General features: G+C 72.3%; 18 protein-coding genes. 10 read left to right on the top strand and 8 right to left on the bottom strand.

Features of this window, described 5'->3' with window-relative positions; all coding sequences use genetic code 11:
- Positions 1-60 precede the first annotated feature (60 nt).
- Positions 61-1,173 (bottom strand): response regulator transcription factor, encoded by a 1,113-nt coding sequence (locus tag ACLIRP_RS17455; protein WP_412061748.1) that lies wholly within the window; start codon positions 1,171-1,173, stop codon positions 61-63.
- A 306-nt stretch (positions 1,174-1,479) separates the two neighbouring features.
- Between ACLIRP_RS17455 and ACLIRP_RS17450 the strand changes: the two genes are divergently transcribed.
- Complete coding sequence (locus ACLIRP_RS17450; protein WP_412061747.1) at positions 1,480-2,274, top strand: DUF5602 domain-containing protein; 795 nt, start codon at positions 1,480-1,482, stop codon at positions 2,272-2,274.
- Positions 2,275-2,672: 398 nt separating this feature from the next.
- On the opposite strand, the gene ACLIRP_RS17445 is transcribed toward ACLIRP_RS17450, so the two are convergent.
- Entirely contained in the window at positions 2,673-4,595 is a 1,923-nt protein-coding gene (locus ACLIRP_RS17445) for a prolyl oligopeptidase family serine peptidase (protein WP_412061746.1), read from the bottom strand.
- Positions 4,596-4,668: 73 nt separating this feature from the next.
- Between ACLIRP_RS17445 and ACLIRP_RS17440 the strand changes: the two genes are divergently transcribed.
- Together ACLIRP_RS17440 and ACLIRP_RS17435 are read left to right on the top strand one after the other, a co-directional pair.
- Positions 4,669-4,803 carry a hypothetical protein gene (locus tag ACLIRP_RS17440; RefSeq protein WP_412061745.1) on the top strand — a complete coding sequence of 45 codons (135 nt, stop codon included), beginning with the start codon at positions 4,669-4,671 and terminating at the stop codon, positions 4,801-4,803.
- A 94-nt stretch (positions 4,804-4,897) separates the two neighbouring features.
- Positions 4,898-5,362, top strand: a complete 465-nt coding sequence (locus ACLIRP_RS17435) for a methylated-DNA--[protein]-cysteine S-methyltransferase (protein WP_412061744.1) — start codon at positions 4,898-4,900, stop codon at positions 5,360-5,362.
- Here the strand turns inward: ACLIRP_RS17435 and ACLIRP_RS17430 are convergent.
- Both ACLIRP_RS17430 and ACLIRP_RS17425 read right to left on the bottom strand, forming a co-directional pair.
- Positions 5,359-5,718: a thermonuclease family protein gene (locus ACLIRP_RS17430; RefSeq protein ID WP_412061743.1), complete on the bottom strand. Its 360-nt coding sequence runs from the start codon at positions 5,716-5,718 to the stop codon at positions 5,359-5,361. The genes ACLIRP_RS17435 and ACLIRP_RS17430 overlap by 4 nt on opposite strands.
- Before the next feature lie 106 nt (positions 5,719-5,824).
- Positions 5,825-6,019, bottom strand: coding sequence for a hypothetical protein (locus tag ACLIRP_RS17425; protein WP_412061742.1), 195 nt, complete (start codon positions 6,017-6,019; stop codon positions 5,825-5,827).
- 200 nt (positions 6,020-6,219) lie between these two features.
- Here ACLIRP_RS17425 and ACLIRP_RS17420 point away from each other — a divergent pair, with 200 nt between their 5' ends.
- Complete coding sequence (locus ACLIRP_RS17420) at positions 6,220-6,741, top strand: hypothetical protein (protein ID WP_412061741.1); 522 nt, start codon at positions 6,220-6,222, stop codon at positions 6,739-6,741.
- A gap of 103 nt (positions 6,742-6,844) precedes the next feature.
- Positions 6,845-8,860, top strand: coding sequence for a threonine--tRNA ligase (gene thrS / locus ACLIRP_RS17415; RefSeq protein ID WP_412061740.1), 2,016 nt, complete (start codon positions 6,845-6,847; stop codon positions 8,858-8,860).
- Between the two features lie 43 nt (positions 8,861-8,903).
- On the opposite strand, the gene ACLIRP_RS17410 is transcribed toward thrS, so the two are convergent.
- Entirely contained in the window at positions 8,904-9,497 is a 594-nt protein-coding gene (locus tag ACLIRP_RS17410; protein ID WP_412061739.1) for a Uma2 family endonuclease, read from the bottom strand.
- 87 nt (positions 9,498-9,584) lie between these two features.
- Here ACLIRP_RS17410 and ACLIRP_RS17405 point away from each other — a divergent pair, with 87 nt between their 5' ends.
- On the top strand, positions 9,585-10,517 hold the full coding sequence (locus ACLIRP_RS17405) for an alpha/beta hydrolase (protein WP_412061738.1): 933 nt from the start codon (positions 9,585-9,587) through the stop codon (positions 10,515-10,517).
- A gap of 12 nt (positions 10,518-10,529) precedes the next feature.
- Here ACLIRP_RS17405 and ACLIRP_RS17400 read toward each other — a convergent pair whose 3' ends face one another.
- The 3 genes from ACLIRP_RS17400 to ACLIRP_RS17390 form a co-directional block, all read right to left on the bottom strand.
- A complete protein-coding gene (locus ACLIRP_RS17400; RefSeq protein WP_412061737.1) occupies positions 10,530-10,940 on the bottom strand; it encodes a SufE family protein in 411 nt (136 codons plus the stop codon).
- Positions 10,941-11,001: 61 nt separating this feature from the next.
- Positions 11,002-12,243, bottom strand: a complete 1,242-nt coding sequence (locus ACLIRP_RS17395) for a SufS family cysteine desulfurase (RefSeq protein WP_412061736.1) — start codon at positions 12,241-12,243, stop codon at positions 11,002-11,004.
- Positions 12,244-12,453: 210 nt separating this feature from the next.
- Positions 12,454-12,729, bottom strand: coding sequence for a tRNA-binding protein (locus tag ACLIRP_RS17390; RefSeq protein ID WP_412061735.1), 276 nt, complete (start codon positions 12,727-12,729; stop codon positions 12,454-12,456).
- A gap of 232 nt (positions 12,730-12,961) precedes the next feature.
- Here ACLIRP_RS17390 and infC point away from each other — a divergent pair, with 232 nt between their 5' ends.
- From infC to rplT, 4 genes are all read left to right on the top strand, one after another.
- A complete protein-coding gene (gene infC / locus ACLIRP_RS17385; RefSeq protein WP_412063729.1) occupies positions 12,962-13,513 on the top strand; it encodes a translation initiation factor IF-3 in 552 nt (183 codons plus the stop codon).
- A 4-nt stretch (positions 13,514-13,517) separates the two neighbouring features.
- A complete protein-coding gene (locus tag ACLIRP_RS17380; protein WP_412061734.1) occupies positions 13,518-13,718 on the top strand; it encodes a DUF4177 domain-containing protein in 201 nt (66 codons plus the stop codon).
- A 133-nt stretch (positions 13,719-13,851) separates the two neighbouring features.
- The gene (gene rpmI, locus ACLIRP_RS17375) at positions 13,852-14,046 is read left to right on the top strand and encodes a 50S ribosomal protein L35 (RefSeq protein WP_412061733.1); all 195 of its coding nucleotides are present in this window, start codon (positions 13,852-13,854) and stop codon (positions 14,044-14,046) included.
- Between the two features lie 55 nt (positions 14,047-14,101).
- A complete protein-coding gene (gene rplT / locus ACLIRP_RS17370) occupies positions 14,102-14,449 on the top strand; it encodes a 50S ribosomal protein L20 (RefSeq protein WP_412061732.1) in 348 nt (115 codons plus the stop codon).
- Positions 14,450-14,462 lie beyond the last annotated feature (13 nt).

The raw sequence follows: 14,462 nt of genomic DNA, 5'->3' as shown, positions 1-14,462 counted from the left end.
GGCCGGGCCGAACCCGCCCGCCTCAGCGCTGAGATGGACACGCCCCCGCTGCCTGCCGGCTCAACCAGGCTGCAGGAGGTGCAGCGCGAGCGCCTTCCGCGAGGTCAGCCCCAGCTTGTCGAGCACCCGCTCGGTGTGGTGCCGCGCCGTGTGGGGGCTGATGAACAGGCGCTCGGCGAGGGCCGCGTTGCTCAGGCCTTCGGCGAGCAGGAGCGCCACCTCGGCCTCGCGCCGCGTCAGGCCGTGGCGCTCGCGGAGGACCTCGGCCGACGGCAGCGGCGGGGCGCCCTCGCGCTGGACCGACACCATCACGGCGCCGTCGGCGCCGAAGAGGCCCGCACCGAGGAGCGCCCCCCGCAGCCGGTACGCCGCCGACGGGGTCGCGACGGCCCGCTCGACGGGGGCGCCGGCCGCGTCGCCGGGGCGGCCCGTGCCCAGGGCGCGGAGCCCGGCGGCGAGCGCGCCCATCTCGGCGCAGACGCGGTCGGCCCCGGGGTCGACGGCGAGGAGGGCGGCGAGGGCCGGGTTGCGGTGAACCTCGCGGCCGGCGAGGTCGAACACGGCGAGCGGCTCGGCGAGCACGTCGAGCGCGGTCCGCTGGGCGTCGAAGCGGGCGAGCGCGTCGAGGCCGGCTTTGAAGGCGGGAAACAGCAGGTGCAAGAGCGCCAGGTGCTCGCCCGGCGCCGCCGGCCGGTGGAGGTTGTGGACGGCGAGCATCGAACAGCCCGGCGCGGACGGCACGAACAGCGCGTGCGTGTCGTCGAGCCCGTGGGGCCGGAGCACCTCGTGGCAGAACTCGTTGTCCCAGGCGAGGCCCCGCCCCCCCAGGAGGTGGTCCGCCACGTGCATGTCCCACACCTCGACGCCCCGCGCCGTGGTCACGCGGTACCACGCGTCGAGGACGGGGTCCGGCGCCGGTCCCTGCTCCGAGCACACGTCCTCGAGGTAGCGGTTGGCCACCTGGGAGACGCCGTCGTCGAGGGCGTAGACCTGGACCACGCAGGGGCGGCCCGGCAGAGTAAACGTCCCGGTCTCGGCGCCGACGACGCCGCACACGGCGCCCATGGCGTCGCGCCGCCACGCGTCCACGTCGGGCGCGGCGAGGGGGCTGAGCAGGGTCCGCGTGGCCTCGCCGAGGCGCGCGACGGCATCCGAGGTCAACGTGAGCCGCATGGCGGGGAGCCCGGGGGCCCGGAAGCGGGCGGGCCAGGGCCCGCCCAGGGGCGGTCTGCCCCGGCCGGGGTTGCTCGGCTGGGCCACAGGGCGTCGGTGCACAGCACACCGAGGGCTGCGGGGTCGAGACGGGCGCCTGCCGGGACCGCTTCTCGAAGCCCAAAACGTACGACGCCCACCCGCCGGCTCGACGGCGCGAGGCGGGGGCGGTCGGAAAAAATGGGCACTTCGTCCCACGCGCCGGAGGCGCCGGGAGCGAGACACTGGGGCCGCCCCCAGCGGGGCCCGGTGCCCCACCCCTCCGCCATGCAACGCTCCCTCCTCTTCCTCCTCCTCGGTCTGGCCACGGCCCCCCTCGCCCAGACGACAGCCGCCCTCCAGACGCACGACGGCCCGGCCGTCGCCATCGGCGACGGCGAGGCCTGGGCCTTTGTCCGCACGCACGCCGACGGGACGCCCGAGGCCATCGGGCTGATGCTCACCGAGACGGCGCTCGACGGGCTCCCCGCCAAGGCCGCGATGCCGGGCCACGAGGCCATGCACATGCACACGCTCGCGCTCCCCGCCGAGGCCGCCGACCTCGGGCTCGGCATCGACCACATCTCGCTCGACTGGAACCCCGAGGGCCACGAGCCCGAGGGCCTGTTCACCGTCCCCCACTTCGACATGCACTTTTACATGGTGCCCGAGGCCGAGCGGCGGACGTGGCTCCCGTCGAACCCCGAGTTCGTGGCCAAGGCCGAGCGCTTCCCCGAGGCCCGCTACCTCCCGGCGAGCTACGTCTCGCCCCCGGACAACCTCGCGATCCCGCTGATGGGATGGCACTGGTTCGACGGCGACGACCCGACGTACGCGCCCGGCGGGCCGCCCTTTACCGAGGTGTTCATCTGGGGGAGCTACGACGGCCAGGTCATCTTTCCCGAGCCGATGATGACGCGGGCGTGGCTCCAGTCCAAGCCCGACCACGTCGAGACGCTGGCCCAGCCCGAGGCCGTCGCCCGGACGGGCTACTACCCCACGCGTTACTCGGTCCGCTACGACCCCGACGCCCGCCGCTACACCATCGCCCTCGACGGGTTCGTCCACCGGACCGCCAGCTGACGTGGGGCCGGCGAGAGCGGCGGGGCGCGCGTGCCCCGGGGCGCCGGGCTCCTGCCGGGACCCGCCCCGGGGCCGCAGCGCTCCTTCTCCAGTTGCAAATCCCGCTTGCGCCCCCCCGCTCTGCTCCCCACCCCCGCGCGCCGGCCACGCCGGCACCGAGGCGCCCCTCTGACGCGAGCCTCGGGCGTGGCGGCCGCGGTGTGTCTGCCAGCGGCGCCGCGACACTCGTTGAGACGAGGGAGGGCTCTTCCAAGGCGGCGCGCCGAGGATCGGACGACCGCCGAGGACCTGCGCGGGGCGGGGACGGCGAGGCCTGGAGGTGCAGACGTGAACGCGCATGGCAGAGCGCTGAGGCTCGGATGGTCCCGGCGCGGACGCCGGGGCCGGGCGCCTAGCGCCTAGCGCAACGTGTCGAGGAGGAACGAGACGGCGCGGCCCCAGACCTCGGGTGAGCGCTGGACGATGTGGTCCCACCCCGGCATCGGCACGAACGTGACGTCGACGCCAGCGGCCTCCAAGGCCGCCGCCAAGCCGGCGCCCTCGGCGAACGGCACGTCGTCGTCGGCCGTCCCGTGGACGATCAGCACCGCTCCCTCGACGCGGTCCGCGAGCCCACGCCCGGCGCTGGCGGCGTAGGCATCGGGGCAGTCGGCCGGGAGGCAGCCCATGTAGGGCTCCACCCAGACCCGCATTGTCGCCGCGTCGACCGCGGGCGCGAACAAGACAGCGGCGCGGTACACGTCGGGCGCCTCGGCGAGGGCGCGGAGCCCGAGCACACCGCCCAGGCTGTGGCCCAGTACGGCGACGCGCTCGGGGTCGAGCGCGGGGACCCGCGCGAGCACCTGCTCGACGGCCGCCCGGTGGTCAGCGACCTCGACCTGCCCGATCCGCCCGGCCGAAACGTCGAGGAAGGCCCGGCCGCGGCCCGGCGAGCCTCGGCCGTCAACAAACAGGGTGGCCACGCCCTGCTCGGCGAGCCGGTACGCCTCCCAGAGCCACGGCGTCTGCGGCGTCCGCGGCACCTGCACCGCGTTTGGCCCACCGTACGCGTAGTCGACGAGCGGGACGCTGTGAAGGGGCGGGGCGCCAGGCGGGAGCACGAGGAGGGCGTCGAGCGGCGTGACCCCGTCGGCCGCGGTGAGCACCAGGCGCTCGTGGCGGCGCGGCATCCCGTCGAGGAAGCCCCAATCGGCGGCCCACGGCGTGCCGACGGTCTCGCCCCCGGGCGTCACGCGGTCGAGCTGGAGGAGATCCGGAAACCCCGCGCGGAGGACCAGGAGGTCGCCGCCGTCGGTCGGGCGCACCGCCTCGATCACGGGCCCGTCGGCCACGGGTCGCACGTCGCCGTCCAGGCCGACGCGGTAGAGGGCGTGGTCCCACGGGGCGTCGGCATCCGCGACGGCGACGACGTAGAGCGCGCCGTTGGTGTGGTCGACGTGGGCGACGCGCTGGACCGGACCGGGCAGCACGCCCTCGGTCAGCGGGCGGACGAGCCCCCCGTCGGCGTCGTACAGCGACAGGTGGGCCTCGCCCGTCCGCTCGCTCGTCCACACGAAGCGGCCGTTCTCCAAAAGTGTGACCCAGCCGAGCGCGTCGAGGCGCCCGCCATAGCCGTGGATCATCTCGATGCCGATCACGCGGCCCTCGCTCTCCTCGCGCAGCAGCGTCCGCGCCCTGCCCGTCTGGACGTCGAGCTCGCGCAGGTCGAGGCGCCGGAGCAACCGGTCCGCTTCTAGAAACCGGAGCCGCGTCCCGTCCGCGCTCCACCCGACGGCGTGGACGAACTCGGCGTCGGGCGCGTGCCGAACGGGCAGGGCCTCGCCCGTCGCCCGCTCGACCACCCACAGGCGGTGCGCCGGAAGCGGCTCGCCAGCTCGGGAGTACGGCGCCCACCGGACGGTGTCGCCCTCGGCCCCGACGATCGGCACCCGGGGCACGGCGGAGTCGTCGACGCGGCGGGCCGCTAAGCGCGCACCATCGGGCGACCACTTGGCGCTGGCGACGCTCCACCGCGGCCCGTCGCCCGCCGGGACGGTCAGCGCGGGCGCGTCGGCGTCCGCCGGACGGACGGTCAGCGCGCCCCCGGCGGTGCCCGCCAGCCACGCGCCATCGGGCGAGGGCACCTCGAAAACGGGCCGGACGTGCGCGAACAGGCCGGGCTCGACCGGCCGCGGCTCGGGACCGACAGACCGGAATTCGGGGAGGTCGGGCCCCAGCGCCATCACGCGCGGGATGAGCGGCAGTCCGTCGGCCGGCTGCGCCACGGCGCTCGCGCCGAGCACGACCAGGAGGATCACGAGGGGGCGCGTCGGGAGGCGCATGCGCAGCGGGTCGGAGCGAGACCGCACGTTAGGCCACCGCCGGCGAACGGCGGACGGCCCGCTCGCAGGCAACGTGGTGGTCCTCCACCACTACAAAGCGGAGGCGTGCTCCGGCGTGTTGACGCCCGCCGAGTACCTCGACCTGATCGTCCAGACGGCGGGGTCGATCGACGCCCGGTTCGACCGATTCTGCGAGGGGTCGGACTAGCGCGGGGCCAGAGTGTCGCGGCCGTCGCCCAGGCGGCGCGGTACACAGCGGGCCGGAGAAAGCGGACCCTGGCGACGCGCCCTAGCTTGCCGGCATGTCTCGCGCCACGCTCGACACGCCGCTCGGCCCCCTCTCGCTCGTGTCCAACGGCGCCGCCCTCACCGCCGTCACCTTCGGCGACCCGCCCGACGAGCCCGAGGGCACCGACGCCGTGCTCGACGCCGCTCGCGCCCAGCTGGCGGCCTACTTCGCGGGCGAGGCGGTCGTGTTCGACGTGCCCCTCGCACTCGGCGGGACGCCGTTTCAGGAGCGGGTCTGGGCGGCGCTATGCGCGATTCCACACGGTGAGACGCTGAGCTACGGGGCGCTCGCGGGCCGGCTCGGGATGCCCGGCGCGGCGCAGGCCGTCGGCGCGGCGAACGGGCAGAACCCCGTGGCCGTCGTCGTGCCGTGCCACCGCGTCGTCGGCACCGACGGGGCGCTCGTCGGCTACGCGGGCGGGCTCGACCGCAAGCGGGCCCTGCTCGATCTCGAGAGCCGCCAGCAGTCGCTCTTCTAACCCATGTACGGGACAGCGTGGCCCTCGTCGAGCAGCACCTGGTTGACGTGGAGGACGGTCCCGTCGGGCTGCTCGACGAACACGTCGGCGAGGTAGCGGCCGTACTTGCCCGCCTTCGTGGACTCGATCAGGACCGGCGTGCCGATCGGGGCCAGCTCCAAGAACCGGTCGCGAGCGGCGTATCCGGCCGCCTTGGTCTCCGGGGTGCCCCCCCGGATCTCGGGCGTGTTGATCCCGAACAGCCGGAAGCTGACGTTCTTGAGCCAGGCCGAGAAGCCGAGGTCGACATCGGCGCGGAGCGTGTCGCCGTCGTAGACGGAGGCGACCGTCGCGCGGTAGCGGTAGTCGGGGTGCATGGGGGCATGAGCGCGCACCCGAAAGTAGGGCGCCGGTCTCAATAACCGGGCTGCAAGCCGGCCGGGGAAGGTGTGCAGGGGGCAGCCCGCCCGCGCCCCCGAGCCGCTACATCACGGCGGCGATCTTGCGGCGGATCTCGACGCGCGACTCCCCGGTCCGGTCCTTGATGAGCGAGACCATCTGGCGCAGGCTGCCGCGCGTCTTCTTGAGGCGGTCGTCGTCGAACGTCACGCCGTCCCACATCGCTTTGATGCGGTCGCGGAGGCGGCGCCAGTCGTCGTTCATCTTGGGGGTGGCCATCGGGGTGTGCGCTCTCCAGCGCGGTCTTCGAGATTGCGGGACAAGGGGTTAACGCGGCGACCCCGCGAGATGTTGCGAATCCGACCGTTAGGCTCTTGTGCGCCCCTCCCCATCGGGGTCGCCGAACGCCCCACCGGGCACCTGGAGCTTGCGCACCCGCTCGCGATGTGTTAAGTATTTAGCACATCCTCTCGATCCCCGTGCGCCTTCTGCTCTCCCCACTCGCCCTGGGCCTCGCGGCCGCCCTGCTCGCGCTCCCGGTCGCCCCTGACCCCTGCGGCGTGGCGGGGACGTACGCCCTCGACCGCGCGCCCCTCATCGCCGACGTCGTCGCCTCGATGGAAGCCTCGCTGGCGGAGCTCGGGCCCCGGCCCGACGAGGGCTCGCTGGCGGAGGTTGAGTGGACGGCCCGGAAGGACGCGTACCAGGGCGTCCGGGCCGAGGCGAAAGCGGGTGGGATCGTGCCCCACCTGAGGCTCGCGCTGGACGACGACGGCCGCGCCACATACCGTGATGCGGACGCCGAGGCCCTCGCAGGCGTCGAGCACGCGGGCCGCTGGCGCGCCGACGCCGCCTGCCGCGTCGTGACGATCGACACGGGCGACGCCGAGCCGGCGACGGCCCGCATCGAGGGCGACCGCCTGGTCTTCGACACCGCCGGAGACGCCGACCGTCCGCACGCCGGGCCCTTCCGCGGCGTCGCCTTCGACCGCGTGCGCTAGCGCCCGCCGGTGCAGGCCGGTTCTCGCATCGTTTTCGCCGGTCGCGGACGAGGGCCGTCCGGGCGCGCGGGTAGCTTCCCGGCCGACTCCCGCACGCACCGGAATGCAGATCACCCTCCCCGACGGCTCCGCCCGCACGCTCGACGACGGCGCGACGGGCCGCGACCTGGCCCAGTCCATCTCGTCGGGCCTGGCCCGCGCCGCGCTCGCCGTCGAGGTCGACGGCGAGGTCCGCGACCTCGACCGGCCGCTCCCAGACGGCGCGACGGTCGCCATCCTGACGTGGGACTCCGAGGGCGGCAAGCACGCCTTCTGGCACTCGTCGGCGCACCTGCTCGCGGAGGCGCTGGAGGCGCTGTACCCCGGCGTCAAGCTGGGCATCGGGCCCGCCATCGAGACCGGGTTCTACTACGACGTCGACCTCAGCGAGACCAGTCACCCCACGCTGTCGTCCGACGACTTTCCGGCCATCGAGAAAAAGATGATCGAGCTGGCGCGGACCAACAGCACGTTCGAGCGCCGCGACGTGTCGAAGGCCGAGGCGATCGCCCACTTCCAAGAGAAGGGCGACCCGTACAAGCTGGAGCTCTTGGAGGGGCTCGACGACGGGACGATCACGTTCTACACGCAGGGCGGCTTTACCGACCTGTGCCGCGGCCCGCACATCGCGGCGACCAAGCCGATCAAGGCCGTCAAGGTGATGTCGCTGGCGGGGGCGTACTGGCGCGGCGACGAGAGCCGCCCGCAGCTCACGCGGATCTATGGCGTCAGCTTCCCGAAGGCGTCGATGCTGACGGAGTACCTGGAGCGGCTGGAGCTGGCGAAGCAGCGCGACCACCGCAAGCTGGGCCGGGAGCTCGAACTGTTCATGTTCAGCGACAAGGTGGGCCCGGGCCTGCCGATGTGGCTCCCCAAGGGCGCTCGGCTGCGCGAGACGCTGATGGACTTCCTCAAGGAGGAGCAGGTGCGCCGCGGCTACGAGCCCGTGGTCACGCCCCACATCGGCCGGCTCGACCTGTTCCGGACCTCGGGCCACTACCCGTACTACTCGGACAGCCAGTTCCCGCCGATGCTGGAGGGCCAGAAGGGCCCGGCGCTGCCGGAGGGCGAGGACCCCGACGCGCGCAGCCACGAGGGGCACGACGACGAGCAGGGCTACCTGCTCAAGCCGATGAACTGCCCGCACCACACCCAGATCTACGACCACAAGCCGCGGAGCTACCGCGACCTCCCGGTCCGCCTCGCGGAGTTCGGGACGGTCTACCGCTACGAGCAGTCGGGCGAGCTCGGCGGGCTCACGCGCGTCCGCGGCTTCACGCAGGACGACGCCCACATCTTTTGCACGCCCGCGCAGGTCAAGGAGGAGTTCAAGAACGTCATCGACCTGACGCTGACGGTCCTCCGTGCCTTGTCGTTCGACGACTTCACGGCCCAGGTCTCGCTCCGCGACCCGGCCAACACCACGAAGTACATCGGCGAGCCGGCCGAGTGGGACGCCGCCGAGCAGGCCATCCGCGAGGCCGCCGCCGAAATGGGGCTGGAGACCGTCGAGGAAGAGGGCGAGGCCGCCTTCTACGGGCCGAAGCTCGACTTCATGGTCAAGGACGCGCTCGGCCGGAGCTGGCAGCTCGGGACGGTCCAGTACGACAACAACCTCCCGGAGCGGTTCGACCTGACGTACATCGACGAGAACGACGACCGCGTCCGGCCGATCATGATCCACCGCGCGCCGTTCGGATCGCTGGAGCGGTTTATCGGCGTGATGCTGGAGCACACCGGCGGCAACCTCCCGCTGTGGCTGGCGCCGGTCCAGGTCAAGCTCCTGCCCATCACCGACGCCCAGAACGACTACGCGGCGTCGGTCGCCGACGGGCTCCGCCAGGCGGGCCTGCGCGTCGAGGTCGACACGCGGTCGGAGAAGGTGGGCCGCAAGATCCGCGACGCCGAGGTCGAGAAGGTCCCGGTGATGCTGGTGATCGGCAAGACCGAGGCCGAGGCCGGGACGGTCAGCGTCCGCCGCCACGGGCTGGGCGACGACTCCGACCAGGGCGCGCAGGCGCCGGACGCGCTGCGCGAAGCGCTGCTGGCGGAGATCGCCACGAGCCTGGGCCGGGCCTAGCCTGTCCCGCCTCGGTGCGTCCGCGGGCCAACCGAGGCGGGGCCTACGGCCGGTCGAACAGATTCGCGGCCTCGACCTCGAAGCCCGCCAGCGCGGTCGAGGCGACAGGCCCGGCCTCGTAGACGTAGGCCGTCCGCGCCAGCCCGGCCAGCCCGGGGTGCTCGCGCGTGAGCACCATCACCGACCGCTCGCCGGGGTCGATCACCCAGTACTCGTCGACGTCGGCCTCCTCGTAGAGCCGGCGCTTAACCAAGACGTCGAGGTACGCCGTCGATGGGGAGAGCACCTCGACCACGAGCGTCGGCGCGCCCTCGATGCCCCGCTCGCTGATCCGGTCGAGGCGGTCGGCTGCTAGGTAAAACACGTCGGGCTGGACCGCCCGATCGGACTCTAAGTACACGTCGAACGGCGCGATGGCCGCGTACCCTCCGTGCTCGGCGGCGTAGGCCTGAAGCGCAGCGCCGAGCTTCAGGACGACGTTCTGATGCTGGGGACGGGGAGCCGGTGACATGTGAATGGTGCCGTCGATGTACTGCGCCAGCGTGCCCTCGGGCAGCGCCATGAACGCGTCGAACGAGCCGGGGTAACTCGTCCACTCCTCGACGCGGAGCGGGATATCGGGTAGCGTGGTCGGCATGGCGGTCGGGGCGGGTAGGGGAATGTAGGACTCGGCCTGAGGCCACCCGATAGGGGCACACCGCGCAACGCGGGCGGTACCCACCTCATGCACCGACTCCTCCTGCTCGCGCTCGTCCTTGTCCTCGCCGCCTGCGGACCGGCGAAAGCCCTCTTGACCGACGTGTTCTACGACGAGGTCGCCCTCGACCCGTCGCTCGTCCGCGCCGACCTCGCGTACATCGACGACGGCATCGACAAGCACCGGCTCGACTGGTTCGCGCCAGCCGAGTCGGCTGGCGCCTCCGGGCACACGATCCTGTTCGTCCACGGCGGCGGGTGGGTCGAGGGCGACCGGGCGTACACGTTCGGCGGCGAGGACATTTACGGCAACGTCGGCCGCTTTTTCGCGACGCAGGGGCACGCGACGGCCGTGACCAGCTACCGCCTGATGCCCGGTGCGACGTGGCGCGAGCAGGTGGCCGACGTGGCCGCGGCGCTGGCGTTCGTCCAGCGCGAGACCGCCCGCCTCGGCGGCGACCCAGACGCCGTCGTGCTGATGGGCCACTCGGCCGGCGCCCAACTCGCGGCGCACGTCGCCTACGACGCGGACGTGCGCGAGCAGGCCGGCGCGGCCCCGGCGTGCGGGATGGTCTCGGTCAGCGGCGCCGGGCTCGACCTGACCGATGCGGCGACGTGGGAGACGACGGGCTTTGGCTACTACGCTGAGCGGTTCTCGCCCGCGCGCCAGGCGATCGACGGCCCGCCCGCCGAGCCGTACGCCTGGCAGATCGAGGCGTCGCCCGCGAGCTCCGTCACCGCCGACGCCCCGCCGACGCTGCTGATCTATGCTGACGGCGAGGCTGAGCTGTTCAAGCTTCAGGGCGACGCGCTAGCTCGCGCCCTTCGCGCCTCCGGCGTCCGGCACCGCGCGGCCACCATGCCGGCCCTCAACCACGAGGCGGGCGTGTTCAACCTGAGCCGCGACGACCGCGTGGTCGGCCCCGAGACGCTGGCGTTCGTGCGCGGGCTCGACTGCTGACAACCGGGGACGCTACCCCGCGTGCGCGGCGGCACGGATGGCCCGCTGCATCGCGTCGAGGCCATTCGCCCGGTTCGGCGACAAGTGCTCCGCCAGCCCGATCTCTTTGGCAAACCAGAGGTCGGCACCCGCCGCCTCGGCCGGGTCGAGCCCGTCGTAGACGCGGACGAGCAGCGACGCCAGCCCCTTGACGATCTGGCTCTCGGAGTCGGCACGGACGTGGAAGGCGTCGGTGTCGGCGCGCGCGTCGAGCCAGACGCGCGACTGGCAGCCGCGCACGAGCCGGTCGTCGGTCTTGACGTCGTCGGGCAGCGGGTCCATCGCCTCGCCGTGCTCGATGACCTGCTGGAAGCGGAGCATCCAGTCGTCGAGGAACGCGAACTCGTCGACGATCTCCTGCTGGCGGCGGTCGGACTCGGTCATCTCTGGAGAACGTGCGGGGTGAGACGGGCGGCAGGGCCCATCGAAGCGGCCAACGGCGTGCCTAGCCGAACATCGTGGCGACGCGGCTGAGCCCATCGACGAGCGCATCCACATCCTCGCGTGTGTTGTAGACGGCGAACGAGGCGCGGACGGTGCCCGGCACGGCGAGCCGGTCCATGATGGGCTGGGCGCAGTGCTGGCCCGTCCGAACCGCGATGCCGAGCCGGTCGAGGACGGTGCCCGCGTCGTACGGGTGGACGTCGCCAAGGAGGAACGAGATCGCGCCCGCGCGGCGGGCGGGCGTGCCGACAAAGCGGAGCCCGTCGATCGCCGCGAGCCGCTCTTCGGCGTACGCCAGCACGTCGTGCTCGTGGGCGGCCACGGCGTCCATCCCGAGATCACCGAGCCACGCCAGCGCGGTCCCGAGCCCGATGCCGCCCGCCACGTGCGGGGTGCCCGCCTCGAACTTGGCCGGGAGCCCGGCGAACGTCGTCTTCTCGAACGTGACCTGATCGATCATATCGCCGCCGCCCTGGTACGGCGGCAGCGTTTCGAGCCAGTCCTCGCGGCCCCACAGCGCGCCGATGCCGGTCGGGCCAAACGCCTTGTGGCCCGAGAACACGAAAAAGTCGGCGCCGAGCGCCTGCACATCGACGGCGGCGTGCGGGACCGCTTGCGCCCCGTCCACGAGCACCGCCGCGTCCACGGCTCGCGCCGCTGCGATGATCGGGCGGAGGTCGACGACCGTGCCGAGTGCGTTCGAGGTGTGCGTCACGGCGACCACCTGGGTCGCCTCGGTGATGATCTCGTCGAGGCCGGAGAGGTCGAGGTCGCCGGAGTCGAGCGCGGGGATGACGCGCAGCGTCGCGCCGCGACGCTCGCACGCGAGCTGCCACGGGACGATGTTGGCGTGGTGCTCGAGCGCGCTCACGACGACCGTGTCGCCCTCGGCCAGCCGGGTCGCGAAGCCATTCGCGACCAGGTTGATGGCCTCCGTCGTGCCCCGCGTGAACACGATTTCGTGCGCGTGCTCGGCGCCGAGGTGGGCCTGCACGACGCGCCGCGCGGCCTCGTACGCCTCCGTCCCCTCCGCCGAGAGGTAGTGCACCCCGCGGTGGACGTTGGCGTTCTCGTGGCCGTAGTACGTCGCCAGCCGGTCGAGCACGGCCTGCGGCTTCTGCGTCGTCGCGGCGTTGTCGAGGTAGACGAGCGGGCGGTCGTCGTAGACGGTCCGGCCCAGGATCGGGAACTGGGCGCGGACGGCGGCGACGTCGAGGGCGGCGGTGTCGGTGGGCGTGGTCATGCGGTAATCAACGACGCAGGCCGCGCGTCGGTGCCGCCCGCCATCGGTCTCCGCCCCGATTTGGTCCGGTGTGACGGCCGGCTCTCCCCTGACGTGTCTCTCGAACCTGATACGTGATCCGTGATGCGTGACCTGTCCTGCGAGAGGCTCACGCATCACGGATCACGCATCACCTTCGGGCAGGTCCCCTATCACCGAGCGCCACGCCCCTCACACCACCCGCGTGCCCGAGGCGACGGGCCGGTCCGGGCGGAGCAGCACCGCGCCGTCCTGCGCGTTCACCGCCGCCAGCACGACGACGCCCCCGTCGCCCGGCACCACGACCACCTGTCTGCCCACGAGGTCGTCGGGCCCGTAGTTCTCCCCGATGTGCGCCAGCGCCGGCTGGCGGACGCCGCCCACGTCGATCGACAGGCGGAGCGCCTCGCCTTCCATGGCGGCCTCGGCGACGGTCCCGACCCGGAGGTCGACGGTGGTAAAGTCCATCGGAAAGGGCGGTGGGCGTGGGCCAAGCTAGCCCGGCCCGGGAGGCCCCGACGCGCGATCTGGCCGGCTCCCACGTTCAGAGACGTGGCCGACCCGCCGATATTCATCGGGGAACCGGGCGATTCCTTACGTTTTCGACGGTTCCGCCCGAACAACCGGGCGCCGCGCGGCGTATCTCATACACCCCGCGCGTCCGTCGCGCACCCGCTTCCAACTACCCGAGAGGTCCACCATAGCCCGACGCAGATCCCGTCGCCCGCAGCCGGCTCGCCGCGAGCCCGACGTCAACATCAACGAGCACATTCGCGCCTCCCAGGTCCGCGTCGTCATGGACGGCGACGGCCAGAAGGGGGTCATGCCCACCGAAGAGGCCCTCGACCTTGCCCGCAGCATGGGCATGGACCTGGTCGAGATCTCCGCGACGTCGGACCCGCCCGTGACGAAGATCATGGACTACGGGAAGTTCCGGTACGAGCAGCAGAAGAAGGCCAAGGAGCAGCGCAAAAAGCAGGCGCACCAGGGCGAGCTCAAGGAAGTCCGCTTCCGCCCCCGCACCGACGACCACGACTACGACTTCAAGCTCAAGCACGCGCGCGAGTTCTTGACCAAGGGCAACAAGGTCAAGGCGTGGGTCCAGTTCCGCGGCCGCGACATCATCTACAAGGACCAGGGCCTCGACATGCTCGAGCGGTTCACGGAGGACCTCGCGGACATCGCCAAGGTGGACCAGGCGCCGATCATGGAGGGCCGTCGCATGACGACGATGCTGACCCCGGTGAAGTAGTCCGGTGACGGAGTACCGCGTCGAGGCTCGGACCTTCTACTCGAAGCCGACCCTCAACAAGAACCACATCGCCGAGGCCTCCCAGGAGGAGGTGCAGGCGCTGCTGGACACGTACACCGCCGCCGGCTGGCGGCTCGCGTCGACCGACGCGGCCTCGTTCGGCGCCGCGGTCTACGTCTACCTGTACTTCGAGCGCGAGGCCTAGAACCGCGCCAACACTCTGCGAAGAGCGCCCGGGCCGGTGGTCGCCGCCCGGAGCGGCCTCTAGCTTCCGGGTTCGTTCCGCCCGCTGCGCACTCGCGGCGGGCGGCCTTGTCCGGACCCTCCCCGAGAGACCGATGCCGAAGATGAAGTCGAACAGCGGCGCCAAGAAGCGCTTCACGCTGACCGGGACGGGTCGCGTCAAGCGTCACAAGGCGTTTACGAGCCACATCCTGACCAAGAAGTCGCCGAAGCGCAAGCGGAATCTCCGCGACGCCACGCTGGTCACGGCTGCCGACGAGCCCCGCATGAAGCGGCTGCTCGGCAAGTAACGAGGCCTGACGCCTCGCCCGCCCCTCCTCCCTCACCCTCACCCACGGATCCAAGATGCCCCGAGCTCGAAATCTCGTGGCCTCCCGTCGCCGTCGCCGCAAGGTTCTTGCACAAGCGAAAGGTTACTGGGGCCGCCGTGGCAACGTCTACACCGTTGCCAAGCACTCCGTCGAAAAGGGCCTCCAGTACGCCTACCGGGATCGCCGCGCTCGCAAGCGGCAGTTCCGGCGGCTCTGGATCGCCCGTATCAACGCTGCCGCCCGTCAGAACGGGACCACGTACTCGCGTCTGATCTCCGGCCTCTCGAAGGCCGGCGTCCCGCTGAACCGGAAGGTCCTCGCGGACCTCGCGGTCCACGACAAGGCCGCCTTTACCGCCGTGGTCGAGCTGGCCGCGGCGTAAGCCCCGGACCGTC

This window comes from Rubrivirga halophila (assembly GCF_046845755.1).
Classification (GTDB): Bacteria; Bacteroidota; Rhodothermia; order Rhodothermales; family Rubricoccaceae; genus Rubrivirga.
The sequence above is the reverse complement of the archived record's forward strand: the minus strand, read 5'-3'. Positions and strand labels throughout refer to the sequence as shown.